We start from the raw sequence: 15,120 nt of genomic DNA on the forward strand, positions 1-15,120 counted from the left end.
AAGCGCCGCGATTGCGGCAGACGTAAAAAAGGCCGCCCTGCTGGCGACTGTAAAAATCCACAGTTGAAACAATTGTCTGTACGGCCTACAACGCAGATTTACCTATGAACGCCACCCGCCAGCGCCGTCTATCCCGCTCCTGCCCCACCCTCGCCGAGGCCATGGAACGCTATCTGCTGGAGGTGTCGACCCTAAAAAAATCCGCCTATCAGGAACGATCCCTGGTTCGCGCCTGGACCGGCACGCTGCTGGCCGGCCGCAACATAGCCAGAATCACGCAGCAAGATCTGCAACGCATCCGCGATGACTGGATGCAAGAGCGGGCGCCGGCAACCGTTAACCGTCGTATGGCGCTGCTATCACATCTATTCACCGTGGCGCGCAAAGACTGGGGCTACAGCTGGCTGGCCAACCCCGTCCAGCTCGTGCGGCGGCCGGCAGTCAATGACGCGCGCGACCGCCGCCTATTCACCCAGATCCGTCTATATGGTGTGAGTCCCGACGAATGCCCACGTTCTGAAATCGACTGGATCCTGAAACACACCCGCTCTGAGTGCCTGCCCACCATAGTGGCGCTGGCCGTAGAGACCGGCATGCGCCGCTCGGAAATCGTCACGCTGACCCGCGAACAGATCGACCTGACCCACGGCGTCATCACCCTGCAGGACACCAAAAACGGCGACACTCGGTACGTGCCGCTGACGCCATTCGCCCGCGACGCGCTGCGTAAATGGCTGGTCGGCAAACCGCTGCGCGGCCGCATATTCGACGTGTCAGCCGGATCCGTCAGCCGGGCATTTGCCCGCGCCCGTGAGCGCGCGCGCCGCGCCTATGACGCCCTATGCCGACAGTACGGCCGCCGCCCCGTGCGCGCCTATTTCCTGGATCTGCGCCTGCACGATCTGCGGCATGAAGCCACGTCCAGGCTGGCCGACGTATTCCCAGCGCATGAGCTGGCCAAGGTGACCGGCCACCGAGACACCCGCATGCTGCAGCGGTATTTCCATCCGCGCGGGCGAGATCTCGCGCAGAAACTCATGCGTAGCAAGCTCGGCCGCGCGCAGGCCGAGCAACTACGCTTGGCCGCCTGATTCCGGCCAGACGACCGCTTTAACGGCTTTGGCGGTCTTTGCGGCATAGATCTGGTCCCGCAGCCGCTGGCGCGTACCGACCAGTTGCTGGCTCGACCGCAGGAACAGTTGCGCCTGATCCAGAGTTTTCTGTCGCATATCCTCGACAGCGATGCCCCGGGCAGCGGCTAGGCCATCCAGATAGGGAGTGGGCGCGGTCTGGTCTGCGGCCCACGCCAGTGCCTCGGCCTGCTGGACTGGCCAAGTCAAGCGCTCGGCCTCGGGGTAACCCGTGGTCAGGGCGACGGCCGCCTGCTCAAACCCTGCATTCACCAGGGCCAACTGCAGCTCGCGCAGATCACTCAGTGTGGGTTCTGGCGCCGCCGGTGCATCGGTGCTGAGCCAGGCAGGCAGCGGGCCCAGGCCGTCGTATTCCTGCCCGTTGTGCACTGTGCCCAGGCTGTATTCGCCGTCGGCCGTGTACAGCGTTGCCTGCCGGTTGTCATCCACCAGCTCCCAGGAACCAGTGCCAGCATCACCATATTCGAGTGCATGCAGGTCAACAATTGAGACCCAGCGCGCCACCTGGCCTACTGGGACGTCGGCAGGCGGTGCTACGGCCACGTCGCCAAAGCCCTTGTCGGCATAGAGGGACTGGCCGTTGAGCACGCCCAGGGCATCAGTTTGAAAATTCGGCATACAAAAACTCCTGGCCACATGCGTGGCTGATTGAAAAAAGAAAAGTGGTTATGGGACTGCAAATGCGCGAGCATTGGGCAGTTTGCAAGACGACGCTATCCGAAACATTAAAGGTACTTACGGCAATGCTGCATGGAGAGATCAAAGCAACTCTTTGGGGGGGCGCTGACACGGGAGGCTCCCTTGGACCATTATCAGCAGCGATGTTCCCAGCCCAGGGGCACAGAAACTCGTTCCACAGCAAATGGGCACACCCGCGCATTCAAATCTGCTGCGCGAGTTGTTCCAAATCGACTGACGTTGATGGGCCGTGTTTCAGCCGCGCTTCACCCACGATTCAGATTTGAATGCCCGGGGGATCAATGCCACTGTGTTGAGGATCCCGAGTTTCGGCTCCCCAGTAGTAGGCCGGAGTAATTACCTGCTGTACCAGTTTTTAAAACGTCATGAATGCCCCCGACGACGCCGCCGTTCGCCCGGAAATAAACGCTGTGACCATGCCTGCGTTTTAGCGCGTCATTTGGACTGCTACCCGAGTCCCCGTGCATTTGCAGAGGGATGGCCACTTCGCTGCAAATGCGAGGGGCTTGGGCTCAGTCACAGAGCGATGCGCTTTCCGATCACACACTCATGACACGGTCGGCCTATGCAGGCTCAACGTTGCTCGTAAATATGGCGTTCCCGGCAAAACGCGCATTACAGGAATCGGAGCAGCTGCAAGCACTGGATCGACGGGGGTCGAAACACGTCCCAGCAATGTTGCTTACACCCGCGCATTCAAATTTGAATGCGCGGGTAAAAAGCTACGTTAATTGGACGTGTTTCGGTGCCGCCTGTGATCTGTTGTTGCCAGCGCGATCCGATGCCTGTAATGACCGGGATCGCCGTGTGACTGTGATAGCCCGGTTCCACTGCATTGTTGCGACCGTGCATGAGTGTGTGATCGGAATGCGTCGCCTGGCGCTTCCCAAGCCCCTCGCATTTGCAGCGAGTGGCCTCCCTCTGCAAATGCGAGGAGTCATTTTGCAGGCAAATCCCTCGCAGTTTAAAACGGGACGTGGCCACCTCGCAGGCAAATGGGTTGACATCAGGGCTTTCAACGCTGCACGGCCCGCGACGCGTCGTCGTTGCATTCATGACGTTTTAAAACACTGGTACAAGGGATCCATTACTTACTCCGGCCCTATGTGCATGTTGATCAGGGCATGGAGCCGAAACTGGCTCGCGCTCGGCACAAGTTCGGCGACAAAGCGATTCAAATCTGAATCGTGGGTGAAGCGCGCGGTGTTGACAGGGCGATTTCAGATTTCGCATGGGTGCAACGCCGTATTTTGTGGTCGAGCATTTTTCAGTGCCCTGGGCTGGGAACATCGCTGCTGATAATGGTCCGTGGAGCCTCCGTGTCAGCTGCCCACCTGCCACAGCTGCTGCTGCGCTGAACGCGCTGTTGCACCCACGAGTTGCTTTGATCGACGTCATGATAAATTGCCCCAAAGTCTGAATCGAAAGCATCTTTGTCGCTCCAGACTGCGCACTGCCTAGTGCTCTCGCATTTGCAGTGTCAGCGTCAGTTCCAGTCGCGCGGATGAACTGATCGCGCAAATCGGGCATGCGCACATTGCTGCCGGAGATCACTGAAAACCGGAACGCGCCCTTGGTCCACGCGCCCGAGGCGACCATGTGACCGTTGGACTCTGCCCACGCAATCAGGGCTTGGAACCGGGGATTGGTGCGGTCCACGGTCTGGCCGATTGCATCCACCTCGTCCGGACGCGGGCTGGTGGACGTGCCCCAGACGAATCGGCCCACGTTCGGGCTGACATACCCCGTGAACGTGCCCACCGTCTGCCAGTGCAGGATCTGCTGGCGGTCGATCACGTAGACCAGCGGGCCGACGTTGTCGGCCGGCGCTGTCAGGTAAATCGGCATTGCCAGAGCACGAATGGCTTTGAGCACCTGGCCGTTATCTACCTCACTCGGCGTAAAGCCTGCAGCATCAATTATCCCCAGCAACTCGTCCATCAGGCTATTTGCCCACGCTGCAGAAATCCACGAACCAGGCGTTCCGGTCACGGGGTTCGCGTCAGCAAACTTCCCGCCTACCAGTCCGATGCCGGGCAGGCTTTTTGGATAATCCATGTACGTCTTCCTCAAGAATAATCAAAAAACACGACGGTATGCGCCGGCGCGTAGCGTCGAATCACGCACTCAACAATGTCGGTCTCATTGGCCCCAAAACGGTCTCCAAATTGAGCGCTACCGAACAAAGGCTCTTTGGCGCGCAGAGCCCCCAACCGAACAACCCACACAAACTGACAACCCCAGCCGCCAAACTGGCTGCTGCCAAACCGCGACAGCCCAAACCGCGGGGTGCGCCACTCTTCGATCTGGGTATCGGGATAGCCCAATCGCTGCGCCATTTCCTGAAAATAAAGAGGATCCTGTCGCCCGACGTCCGAGAAACGCCGCAGCACCTCGCGCAGCCGCCCGCTCGGAGAGGCAGTATTTCCCTGGCACTCGTCGGGCAAACCCATGACGCGCTCCCAATCGGAGAGCAGCTCGCGCAGCGTGCCAGGGAACATTTCAGACAGCAAATCAGCCGCCCGTGCATCGACCCGCGCCAACTCGGCGGCAATGGCATCAGCCACAATCGCGGGCATCGGATATAACTCAGGATCCCAAGCCGGGCCAGGCGGGAGCAGCTGTAGCAGCTGCTCCCGGTAATCCTGCGCAGTCCTCACACCCATGTCAGCCCTCCGAATACCGGCAGCTCCTGCGGCTGGGGCACAACGTCGGCAGCCGGAGACAGCAGTTTGTGATCTGTTTCCCCTGGAACGTTGCTGATGGTGGCGGCCACATGTGTACGATACAAACGCGTTCCTAGATCGGCCTCCGCCATATGCAGTTCGCGCAGCGCCTCTTCGACTTTGCCGCGCAGCGCATCGCCATCGGGAAACAGTTGGATTTGGTAATGCACTGGCAACAACGTGGGCGCCAACACATGAATCTCTGCTGTCACCGGACGCTTACTTTGAATGTGGGCCAGCACCGCCGCCAGCTCGGCCGCATCTGGAACAATGTTGTCGTCGTCATCACGAACAACGAACACGCCGACCGTCCCCGGCCCGAGCCATGCTCGCCGCACCCATGCCCGTGTGATTCCCGGAACCTCCGTCGCCCAGGTGACATAATCGTCCGGATCACCGCCGTGAGGCTGAATGCGAAATGCCCGTACAACTCGCCGCCGCCAGCGCTCCAGCAGCTCCAGATCCGTCCCGCCGGCCAGGCCAGGCGCCTCGACCACCGCACGATCAATGACGCCAGGCGCCGGGGAGATGGCCACCAGCTGCGTGCCCGCCGCCAAATTGCCTGCAGCGCCTGGAATGATGGCCTCAACGGGCACACGCGTGACGCCAGACAGCAGCGTGTCCTGCGTCACGCGCACCTGCACGCCGGCCCGCGTTTGCCAGAGCATGCCTGTCGGGACAAAAACGCCATCAGCCCCAGTTGCTTCGATCGCTCCCTGCGCCGACGTTGCGGGCGTGCGCGGCACGCCCTTGAGGTCAGCCCAGCGCGCCAGCATGTCTTCATCGCAACTATCGGGCAGGATCTGCTTGGACTGCCAGGCCAGCAGGCCGTACAGCCCGAATGCGCCGGCCGCCATCACGCGGGCCAGGACTGCACTATCAGAACGGCGCAGCACCCCGTCCACCCCTGCCCGTGCAAGGTCTTCGCCAGCACGCTGCACCAGGGCCGGCAGTGTTGGAATTTCAAACGGCATTGATCACCCCCACCACATCGTCAAATTGCATTTGCCGTTGCCCATCGTCCAGGGTCAACGTCACGAATAGATCAAGGCGCGATACGCCTTGGCGCTCAAAGCGGGCCACTACCCGCTGCGCGACGCCATCCTCTACCATCCATGCCAGCGCCTCGTCGGCATACCGCTGGGCATCCTGCATGGTCTGTGCTGTGAGCGAGCGGCGCCGCAGCAACCAGAGCCTGGAACCGATACGATCCTGCGGCCGATCCGGGTAGGCGTCCCCCCAATAGCCATGGCGTTCATCGTCATCGACTGGATCTGACGGCTCAGCGCGCCGCCAGGTGAACAGGCTGATCACGACGGCACGCTCCAACTGATCTGCCGAGGCCAATAAATCGCGAATGTTCATTCCATCCTCTGATTGGGTTTATCGGTCGGCCCGCCGTTGTCGTTCTCGGGGTGATCGTGCCCGTTGAACGTGTCCCGCATCGCGCTCATCGTGCCGACGCCGTCGCGGATCTCGCCAGTTGCCTCAATGTCCCCGGTGACGATCACCTTGGGGGCATTGAGCGTGACGCTGGTGGAACAATTAAAAACCGCCTCTGGGGCGGTGACTTCAATCTTGGTGCCGGCAGTGATGCTGATCACCCTGCCCTGCTGGAGACGGATCTCGTCCCCCTCATGGCTGAACAAACAAACCTCGCCGCGCTGCAGGCCGACAGGCCGGTATCGCCGGTCCGTCACGATAAACGCCACACAATGAGAGCGGTTGCCGCCAATAAACCCCAACACGGCCTCGGCACCCGGCAGCGGGTGCGAGGTGAATCCGTACGGCTCCACATGCTCCACGGCATCCTTCACCTCGCCGGCTGTCAGGCGCACCTGTAGCCCCTGCAGCTTGCGGGCCGCATCGACCAGAGACAGCGTCCCACGCGCAATAAAGTTCAGAATTTTCATGATTTATCCCAGTCAGCCGGCAACAGGTACTCGAACGAATCGCCACCCCTCTTGCCCTTCTTCTGCTTTTTCGGCGCCTTAGGCTCAGGCGAATACGCACCAGGCGGCGCCACCCGCAACGAGACGCGTCTGCCGCGCTCATCAAGCGTGTAAACCACCTTGCCAATCAGCATCTCCCTGTCGAACCCGATCATGGCGTCGCGCACCGGCACGAACATATTGGGCAGCCAGAGCCGCCCGTCGCTTTGACGCCAGCCCTGCAGCTCATAGTCCGTTGCCAAGGCTCGCCCCATCCGGCTCTCGCGCTCCCAGGCGGCGCGCTTGGCGGCGATGGCAGCGCTGACCTGGCCTTGCGGTTGCACGGTCAGATTCCGATAGCGGTCTACACGATCATCCCCCGCCACGCTCTGCACCTCGGCCGCCTCGACACCGAACGCCTCATCGGTGCCGGCCTGCTGACCAATGCACTCGTACGTTGAATACACGCCTGAAAAGTCCAGCGGCGCCGATGCTCCCAACACATTCACGCCCAGTTCAATCGCATCGGTCGCTCGGCCCGCCGATCCCAGCGCCGCCAGCACTACGCGCCCGTGGGCATCGTCCGTAGAAAGCAGCGCCGACTGTTCCAGCAGCCGGTCAATCGAGGCAAAAACTGTCTCCCCCGGCTCCGTTTGATGGTCCGCTATCGTCAGCCCATCCCCGGCCTGGTCAACCACGCTCAGTCCGTAGGGCGCTGCCAGAGCGGCGACAACCGCCGCCACGGTCTGGCCGCGCCACTGGCCACGAGCCGCGCTGCAATCGACTAGGTCCGAGGTCAGGGAGCGGCCAGCAACGCCAACCGTGATATGTCGTGCGTCGTACTCGATAGGGGTGGCATAGGCATAGCCCGTCAACACCAAGTCCGGGCCTATCCTGACCTCGCAGCGTGAGCCGTGGCGAATCCGCGCGGGTGCCTCGCCGCTGCCGGGCCAGCGCCAGGTCACTCCCAGCCTGAAATCCCGTGCCTGCTGCTCGATGCCGGCTGTAATCTCAACCGATTTCCAGCCCCCGTACTCCATGCCGTCCGCCACCAGAGTCACGCGGTCCATGTCCTCTGCTGTCATCTCAGCCCCTTGGCAATAGCAATTCAGTGGCAGGCACAAACCCAGGATGACGTACGCCGTTACGTGCAACGATGTCCCCCACCCTGGCCGCGTCCCCATAACGTCGATACGCCAGCACCAGCGCCGGTATAGGCTCCGGATTGCTGTAGCGCGTCAACACATCGCCTTGACGCGCCACGGCAGTCAAATGCCGGGTAGCGGCCACGCGGGCCTGGGCGATCACCTCGTAATGCGTCGTTGGCGACTGCTCGGCCAAGGCCCAGAGCGATTCCGATATGCCATCGCGCACCTGCAGCACATCGTCTGCCACCGGCAGCTCCACGCGATCACCGCCCGTCAGCCCATCCACCACCTGACCCAGCGTCCCCGAGTCCACCGCAACTCCGCCCTGTTTCATCCCGTCCACGGCCACCTGCCCGGCACGGGTGACGCTGATGGTCTTGGACGGCAACGCAGCCGTACCGCGCACGGCATCAACCGCCACCGCATCCTGCACGAGCGAGCGCACGGCTGCCACAAACACCCGATTGGCCGCGCCGCTGGGCAGGAGCGTGCCGCCCAGGCGCTGCGCCGCATCAGCACGGTCAGCCAGTCCGAACAGCGACATGACGCCCTGGGCTCGTGAGTAGAACCCGCCAAACAGCGAACGCGCACCACCGATAATGCCGAACACCGCATCGGCGAACGCCCCAGGCCCTGCCATGACCGAATCGAAAACACGCTGGGCAGATCCCAGCACGCCGGACACCGAGCCATACACGTCCTGAACAACCTCCAGCACCTGCCCGATGGGCGTCAATACCGCGTCCAGGCTGATCTGCGACAGGTCGATGCTCTCCAGCGCCGCCGTGAAACGCTCCAGTGCAGACGTCTGCACAGCATCGGCGGCACTGTTCAGTGTGGACGCCGCATCAGCACCGGCCACCGGATACGATGGCTCGGCCTCGCCTTCCACAAACACCAGCTCAAACTGCACCATTCCTTGCGTGCGCCGGTCGTGCGAATAGGTGCAGTCGATGCACGTGGCGGTGATGCTGCCGGTCCAGGGCAGGATCAGCTCGCCCGAACCCGGCTGCTCGATCACCTCCAGCAGCGCGTCACGCTGGCTCAGGCAGTCATCGCCCGCGACAAACGCCGTGATGCGAACCTCTTTGGTGCGCTTGCCCAGCGCCTCCACCAGCGGGGTATCGCGCTGGGGGTACTCATGCACCTGCGTGCGCTGCCCAGCGGGCGCCGAGTCCCGCAACACCTCGAACGCCACCCCACGAAATGAGGCGGCCTGTTTTTGATCTCGCCAGCTCATCCGCTCGCTCCTGCCATTGACCGCAGGCCAATGTCCTGACGGACGTTCAGGCCTGGTTGATTGGTGCGCGCTGGCTCTGCCCTCATGCCAGCCGGCGCATTCTCAAACCGGATTACCATTTCCCCATCCAGGCGCGTCTCTCGACCTGGCGCTGCCAGCGCCGGCGCTGGTTTTGCCGGCGCCTCATCACCCAGACCAACGGCATTTTTCAACCAGCCCACGCCGCTATCCCAGGTGTTTGAAACCGACTCGCCGACGGAGGCGGCCGCGCCCTTGGCGGCATCGACCCCCTTCATGATGGGCTCTATAAACCCCGATACCCGATCCCACAAATCCTTGAACCAGGCCACAATCGGCTCCCAGTTCTTGATGATGATTCCCAGTGGGCTCCAGTTCAGGAATGCGCCCTGCATCCAGTCCCAGATCGCCTGGGCTGGCGCCTGGACTTGCGCCCACAGCCCAACAAACCAGGCTGTGATGGGCTCCCAGTTTTTGATCACCAGGCCCAACGGCGTCCAGTTCAGGAACGTGTTTTTCATCCAGTCCCACACTGCTTGGGCTGGGGCTTGAACCTTCGCCCACAGGTTTTTAAACCACGCGCTGACTGGCTCCCAGTTGGCGATCAGGAACCCTGCTGCCAGGGCTATACCCCGTATGAGCATGCCCAGCGGCGACATCGTCATGACACCGGACATGATTTTGATTGCCCAGGTCACACCGACCACGGCCAACCGCATGCCCACGAATGCCGCCGCCGCACCGACCAACCCTTTAATCAACCAGGGATTGGCCTGCGCCAACGCGGTAACCTGATCAATCATCGGCCCAACGTAGGCAATGAACAAATTGATCGGCGGCAACAAGACATTACCAATCGCCATGCCCAGCGCTGTGACGCGATTCCACAGCAGCTGGATGCTGTTGGCCGTCGTTTTTGATCGGGCCTCGTATTCCTTTTCCATGGAGCCGGCGTATTCGGTTGCATCCGCCACCATCTCAAAGTTCTTTTTGAGCAGCCCCAAGTTATCCAGCATCGGCGCAATAGCCGTGATCGACTCCTTGCCGAACAACTGTTGCAAAACGCCGGCCTGCTTGGACGCATCGACTTTACTGATGGCCGTCAACACCTTGAGCATCGTGCCCTTTGCGTCCTTTTGCATTCCCACCGAGATCTGCTCAGCATTCAGCCGCAGTGCCTTGAACACCTGCTGCTGCGTCTTGGTGGCCGCCCGTCCCGAGGTCATGGCCAGCATGAAGTTTTTAATGCCGGTCGCCGCCTCTTCCTGGCCGACACCCACACCGGCCAGCGTCGAACCCATGGCGGCAATCTCGCCAGCGGCTAGGCCAGCGACCGCACCCAGCGGCCCGATGCGCGTCACGATATTGCTGATCTGCTGGGCCGTCGCTGCCCCGTTGTTGGAGAGGTGATTGATTTTGTCGGCCAGCGCCACCACTTCGACCTGTCCTAGCTTGAAAGACGTGCGCCACTTGGCCATGGTGTCGCCAGATTCCTCCGCCGTCTGGTCGAACGCGATACCCATCTTGACGGCGTCCTGGGCGAAGGCCTGCAGCTCGTCCCGCGCAATCCCAGACTGCCCACCTGCCGCCACGATGGCGGCAATGTCTTTGGCCGCCATCGGCAGCTTGGTCGACATTTTGGTGATGTCCTGCCCCATCTGAGCGAACTGTTCAGGCGTGTCAAAATCGACCACCTTGCGCACATCGGCCATCGAGGATTCAAACTCGATAGCCGCGCGCGTAGCCGCAAAAAAAGGGGCCGCAATGGCCCCCCCTTTCACAACGTCCATCAGGTTGATGGGTTGCCCCAAACCGCTGTTGAGCAGCCCGCGCCGGAAATTCATAGCATTGGCACGGGCCTTTTGCAGAGTGGGCGAGAGTTTATCGACCCCCGTGATCAAGGCCTTTAATTGAAACTCGCGGGCCATAGCTACTCCTTCATTTCGTTCGCAACCCGATGCGCCTGGTCGGTCATTTCAAACACATCGGACAGCGGCCGATCCATGACCGCAAAGGGATCCAGCCGCCAGAAATAGGCGGCCGAGTAGGCGTAATCAATCAGGCCTGAGACTGTGCTGCCGGGTCCGAGTCCTGACTGATAAAAAAACCGACTACCGCCCATGCCAGCTCGTGAAAGTCCCGCATCTCCAACTGATCCACCGCCGACTCAGGCACCTCGCCCAGACGCGCGATGTACCGCGCGCACACATCCAGCAGCGGACGCGGCACGGGGTCTTCAGAGGCAAACGAATAGGGCAACGACTTCAGCGCCCGTACATCGGCCACCGTCGGCTCACGTAGCCGCAGCTCCGTGTGCTCTTTGCCGTAGGCATTGATAGGGGTGGACAATGTCTGCACCGTCAGCAATTTCACATCGCTCATTGCCAGACCCCCTTAACACCGTTGAATTCCAACGTGACTTTGCCGTCGTCCCCGGTGCTGGTCGTCTCGCCGACCATGTAGGCCCCCGTCAGCACGTAGGTTTTGCCGTTGCGGAACTCAGCCTGGACGGTCATGTCCGTGCCGTTGGCGATCACATCGACCGGGAAATCCGCCGTGTGCAATGCCTCGACCTTCACGTACGGCACGCGGTCGCGCTCGGTGAAATAGCCTGGCGCGCCCTCGATGGTCTCGCGGACCACATCGCCAATGGGGCATTCCACGCCGCCAGTGATCACCAACTGTTGGCCGTCCACCTTGACGTAGACGGTCCCTGCTACTTTCTGGCCCATGTCCAGCTCCCAAAGAAAAGGCCCGCTCAATGGCGGGCCTGGGTTCAATCAAAGGTGACGCGGTGGCTATGCCGCCATCGTGTCGGGATACTGCAGGCGGAACTCGTTGCGCAGCGCGACGATGCGCAGCTGGTTCACGTAGTCAGGCGGGAACAGAACATTGACCCGGTTCGGGTTTGTTTCGTCGCGCTCCACGATCAGATAACGTGCGAACAGTTGCAGGTTCTCCACCAGGCCCAAGCGCTCCATGCGCTCGTACTCGGCGATCAGTTCGCCGCGGATGGTTTTAGGTGTGACAATCGACTGGCCAGGCCCGAAGCGGGTGCCGTCGTCGGCCAGTTTGTGACGCGCAAACTTGCTGGTTATGACCGCCTCCAGGCGGCGCAGAATCGCCGCAGACTGGTGCATCGTCTCACTGTCCAGATAGCTGTCATCGGGCTGGCCGAACGCATTTTTCTGGTACAGGGTGACTGCACGCTGGATCCGCTGATACCCGCCCTCGTAATACGACGTGGCCACACCCGCCCACAGCAACGAGTTATTCTCCAGCAGGCCAAAACGGCGACCCTCTGGCGCCGGCATGCAGCTGAGCAGCGCACCCGTCTGCGTGGGCCGCGCCGGATCCGCTGCAATGAACACAGCTGTTCGCCCGGCAAAGTCAGCCACCCACCGCCACACTGAGGTGGGGGCCTCGGGCTCGACAGCGGCGACCGTCATATGCTGGTCATTGGTAGCACCGCGACCGAAAGCCACCAACTGCCCCATCGTGCCGCGCCGAGCCGAATACACGTGCCCGTAGATCTTTTTGAGCCACGCCCAGCGGCCAGAGGTGTCATCCATCAACGCCTGGAAGGCCGCCAGCGAACCGGCGTCGGTGAACGGATGGGTGATGAACTCGAACGGCTCATCGCCCAGCAACGCCAGCGCGACGTCCAGATCTGGCACCCCTACACCACCTGCCATGGCAGTAACCGTGACGGTCAGACCCGACGGCACAACCTCTCCGCCCGCCGAGCCGCGCAGATTGACTGCCAGGCGCAAATCATTGCCCAGCTCGCCGGAAAATTTCGAAGTGACGGTCACAACACCAGCAGCAGCTGCAGCCGTTACAGGCAGCGCCGCCGCGTTGATAGCCGCAGCCAGGGCCGTAGCTACATCTGCGGCGGCCTGGCCGCTGGCTACCGTCACCGCCACCCGCGCGTCACCCACATAGGCCGACAGCACGCCGGCAGCCGACGCGGTGCCCGTGACGGTAAATTTACCAGTCGCCTTGGCTCCTGCGACCTTGACCGGCAGGATCCAGATTTCCCCCATCGCATCGACGCGCCGGCTGGCCACGTGCATTTCATGCAGCATCGAGCCACGGCCCGCAATCGCGGCAACCTCGTCGGACGAAGACGGCAATTGCAGAGCCGACACGGTGGTCACGTCGTCATTGACCGCCCCGATGAGCAGGCGCCGCAGTTGCGTCGCGCCGCTGTTTGCCTGGCTGTTGTCCATCTCCGCGTAGAAAAGCGGCGCGCGCAGGTCATTGGGGATTTGATTCATGCTGACCGCCATGTCAACGCTCCTTTTTGCCCGCTGCTGGGGCATCGTCTTGCTTGGCCATCACGTCGCCATCAAACAGGCGCCGCATCCAATACTGCGTTTTGGGAACTTCCCAGCCTGCGCCAGTCAGCACCACCCCGCGCTCGGGGTCCAGCACCATCCGGCCCTCCACCGGCACCACGTGCATTTTTTTCATCACACATCCTCTTGAAGTTTGAATTCAGTCCGGCCATCCGGCCCTGGCTTTTGCAGATTGGGATCTGCGATGGGATCAATCACATCCACGCTGATGTTCAAGCGTTTCAGTGACGGGAGCTGCGCCAGTTCATACTCCTGCCAGGTTTGAGGGAGGGTGTCCGCCGGCAGCCCGTTTGCATACCCCACGGTCAGCTCAGCGGAAAACGTCATGCCGTAATAGGTCACAGCGCGGTTCATGTCGATAATTTCGCCGCCCTCGTACTCGATAGGCTCGTACTCATCGCCAGGCCGCCAACCCAGCAAGGACCGCCAGACCTCGGCACGTAGGTCATGCAGCGCATCTGCGGTTGCATCACCCCGTTCGTTGCTCGCCGTCGCCATCATCAGCACAACCGTGAAGCGGTCGATAACCTCCTGCACGGCCAGGTTCTGGGCAATTGGAGGCCTGGCCTCGTCGTCGGCCGGCATCACCACCAAAGCCGGCACAACGACCTTGACCTGCTCACGGTCAGGCTTGAAATCGATGGCGACAAACACCCTCCTGTCGAAAGACGGGCAGTAGTTGCGCAAATGACCTACAACATCGGACAGTTTCATTTCAACGCCTCGTTCAGTGAGGCCCGCAGGCGCTGCATAATGGCGCCCTCCTGCTCAGCCAGTGCATCAGCAATCCAGTTGCCCCTGGAGCGCAGACCGCGCTTTGTGCCGTAGTGCAGGAAGGCCGGATAGAAACCTTCCCCGCGCGGATCCTTCTCCCACTTACTGGCGGGTGCCGGCATCTGGTGCTGGACTTTTGCGTAGAACCCGCCCGAACCCAGACGTACCTTGATCGACTTGGCCATCCGCCCCGTGCGCCGGCCCGGATACTCATTGCTACCGCCGCGCTTGGAAATTTTCTTTCGGGAAGCCTTTGCGACCATACGGCCAGAATCGCGGAACGCCTTACGCATAGGACCGCGCTTGAACTGCATCTGGCTAATGTTTTCAAACCCTTGCAGGCCGAGCATCGCTTGCATCGCAGACGTTTTCATATCAACTCTCCATCACCCATCTCTTCCAGATCCAGCACCAAGAACTTTCGTTTTCCACGAAGCGGTGCTGCGCGGCGCACAAAGTACACGCGGCCCGAATGGTAGATTTCATGCTGATTTGTGATTCCGTCGATATAGCGCACAAGACAGCGGTGGGTTATACGCTCATCGGTCTGCACGGTGGCGGCCCAGACGGCTGTTCCCACGGGCACAAGGGAGGCCCAGCGCCGAATGGGGTCCAACCGCTGCTCAACCACCCCCGCATACCCCACTGGAATGTCCAAACGCCATCGGATCTGAACACGTTTATCCAGCTCGCCTACCAAGGGGTCGGGGAATACGGGCGCACCTATTCGAGATCCTGTTCTCATGCGCCTAGCCCCACTCGATAGAAATGCAAGAACTGCGACACAGCCGGGTTGTCGTATATGCGCGCATCAACCATGGCGCCTTCCCTGTTTTCAAACAAATCGGCCACAACCATCAGCAGCGCCGCCACTACTGACGCAGGGACTTCGGCCACTGTGCCGTCGGGGTTTAACCAGGGGACAGGTCGCCCCAGATAGTTGCTGGCATAATCAACGGCTGAATGGCTCATTTGAATTAACCGCTGGTCCTGTGCGTCCTCGTCCGGCTCCATGTAGAGATGCTGCTTGATCAGCTCCAAGGGTAAAAAGTCTAGTTCCCGCATTTGCGCC

Annotated in this window: 18 protein-coding genes; 1 reads left to right on the forward strand and 17 read right to left on the reverse strand. The window is 61.3% G+C overall.

All coding sequences use genetic code 11. The annotated features are described in order from the left end of the window. Nucleotides 1-104 precede the first annotated feature (104 nt). Nucleotides 105-1,091 carry a tyrosine-type recombinase/integrase gene (locus tag RSQ48_RS12240; protein WP_240209611.1) on the forward strand — a complete coding sequence of 329 codons (987 nt, stop codon included), beginning with the start codon at nt 105-107 and terminating at the stop codon, nt 1,089-1,091. Here RSQ48_RS12240 and RSQ48_RS12245 read toward each other — a convergent pair. The 17 genes from RSQ48_RS12245 to RSQ48_RS12325 all read right to left on the reverse strand — a co-directional run bounded on the left by RSQ48_RS12245 (nt 1,074) and on the right by RSQ48_RS12325 (nt 15,113). Further along, complete coding sequence (locus RSQ48_RS12245) at nt 1,074-1,769, reverse strand: hypothetical protein (protein WP_240209612.1); 696 nt, start codon at nt 1,767-1,769, stop codon at nt 1,074-1,076. The genes RSQ48_RS12240 and RSQ48_RS12245 overlap by 18 nt on opposite strands. 1,143 nt (nt 1,770-2,912) lie before the next feature. Further along, entirely contained in the window at nt 2,913-3,908 is a 996-nt protein-coding gene (locus tag RSQ48_RS12250; RefSeq protein WP_415301837.1) for a hypothetical protein, read from the reverse strand. An 11-nt stretch (nt 3,909-3,919) separates the two neighbouring features. Continuing rightward, a complete protein-coding gene (locus RSQ48_RS12255) occupies nt 3,920-4,516 on the reverse strand; it encodes a YmfQ family protein (RefSeq protein ID WP_275694154.1) in 597 nt (198 codons plus the stop codon). Continuing rightward, nucleotides 4,507-5,517: a baseplate J/gp47 family protein gene (locus RSQ48_RS12260; protein WP_240209580.1), complete on the reverse strand. Its 1,011-nt coding sequence runs from the start codon at nt 5,515-5,517 to the stop codon at nt 4,507-4,509. Before RSQ48_RS12260 ends, RSQ48_RS12255 begins: the two co-directional genes overlap by 10 nt. Before the next feature lie 22 nt (nt 5,518-5,539). Beyond that, entirely contained in the window at nt 5,540-5,941 is a 402-nt protein-coding gene (locus RSQ48_RS12265) for a phage GP46 family protein (RefSeq protein ID WP_240209579.1), read from the reverse strand. Beyond that, nucleotides 5,938-6,489, reverse strand: a complete 552-nt coding sequence (locus RSQ48_RS12270; protein WP_240209578.1) for a phage baseplate assembly protein V — start codon at nt 6,487-6,489, stop codon at nt 5,938-5,940. The genes RSQ48_RS12265 and RSQ48_RS12270 overlap by 4 nt, the downstream gene beginning before the upstream one ends. Further along, on the reverse strand, nt 6,486-7,577 hold the full coding sequence (locus RSQ48_RS12275) for a phage baseplate assembly protein (protein WP_240209577.1): 1,092 nt from the start codon (nt 7,575-7,577) through the stop codon (nt 6,486-6,488). Before RSQ48_RS12275 ends, RSQ48_RS12270 begins: the two co-directional genes overlap by 4 nt. Nucleotides 7,578-7,593: 16 nt before the next feature. Further along, nucleotides 7,594-8,895: a DNA circularization protein gene (locus RSQ48_RS12280; protein ID WP_240209576.1), complete on the reverse strand. Its 1,302-nt coding sequence runs from the start codon at nt 8,893-8,895 to the stop codon at nt 7,594-7,596. After that, nucleotides 8,892-10,841, reverse strand: a complete 1,950-nt coding sequence (locus tag RSQ48_RS12285) for a phage tail tape measure protein (RefSeq protein WP_240209575.1) — start codon at nt 10,839-10,841, stop codon at nt 8,892-8,894. The genes RSQ48_RS12280 and RSQ48_RS12285 overlap by 4 nt, the downstream gene beginning before the upstream one ends. Before the next feature lie 130 nt (nt 10,842-10,971). Continuing rightward, nucleotides 10,972-11,295: a phage tail assembly protein gene (locus RSQ48_RS12290; protein WP_240209574.1), complete on the reverse strand. Its 324-nt coding sequence runs from the start codon at nt 11,293-11,295 to the stop codon at nt 10,972-10,974. Further along, entirely contained in the window at nt 11,292-11,645 is a 354-nt protein-coding gene (locus RSQ48_RS12295; protein WP_240209573.1) for a phage tail tube protein, read from the reverse strand. Before RSQ48_RS12295 ends, RSQ48_RS12290 begins: the two co-directional genes overlap by 4 nt. A 66-nt stretch (nt 11,646-11,711) precedes the next feature. Then, nucleotides 11,712-13,205: a phage tail sheath C-terminal domain-containing protein gene (locus RSQ48_RS12300; RefSeq protein WP_240209572.1), complete on the reverse strand. Its 1,494-nt coding sequence runs from the start codon at nt 13,203-13,205 to the stop codon at nt 11,712-11,714. A gap of 1 nt (nt 13,206) precedes the next feature. Continuing rightward, a complete protein-coding gene (locus RSQ48_RS12305) occupies nt 13,207-13,389 on the reverse strand; it encodes a DUF2635 domain-containing protein (protein ID WP_240209571.1) in 183 nt (60 codons plus the stop codon). Then, on the reverse strand, nt 13,389-13,988 hold the full coding sequence (locus RSQ48_RS12310) for a hypothetical protein (protein ID WP_240209570.1): 600 nt from the start codon (nt 13,986-13,988) through the stop codon (nt 13,389-13,391). The genes RSQ48_RS12305 and RSQ48_RS12310 overlap by 1 nt, the downstream gene beginning before the upstream one ends. Next, nucleotides 13,985-14,422, reverse strand: a complete 438-nt coding sequence (locus tag RSQ48_RS12315; RefSeq protein ID WP_131071520.1) for a hypothetical protein — start codon at nt 14,420-14,422, stop codon at nt 13,985-13,987. Before RSQ48_RS12315 ends, RSQ48_RS12310 begins: the two co-directional genes overlap by 4 nt. Next, entirely contained in the window at nt 14,419-14,793 is a 375-nt protein-coding gene (locus tag RSQ48_RS12320) for a head-tail adaptor protein (RefSeq protein WP_131071519.1), read from the reverse strand. The genes RSQ48_RS12315 and RSQ48_RS12320 overlap by 4 nt, the downstream gene beginning before the upstream one ends. After that, a complete protein-coding gene (locus RSQ48_RS12325) occupies nt 14,790-15,113 on the reverse strand; it encodes a head-tail connector protein (protein WP_240209569.1) in 324 nt (107 codons plus the stop codon). Before RSQ48_RS12325 ends, RSQ48_RS12320 begins: the two co-directional genes overlap by 4 nt. Between the last annotated feature and the right edge of the window lie 7 nt (nt 15,114-15,120).

This window comes from Alcaligenes sp. SJTW-7, assembly GCF_047716895.1.
GTDB classification, from domain to species: domain Bacteria; phylum Pseudomonadota; class Gammaproteobacteria; order Burkholderiales; family Burkholderiaceae_B; genus Alcaligenes; species Alcaligenes ammonioxydans.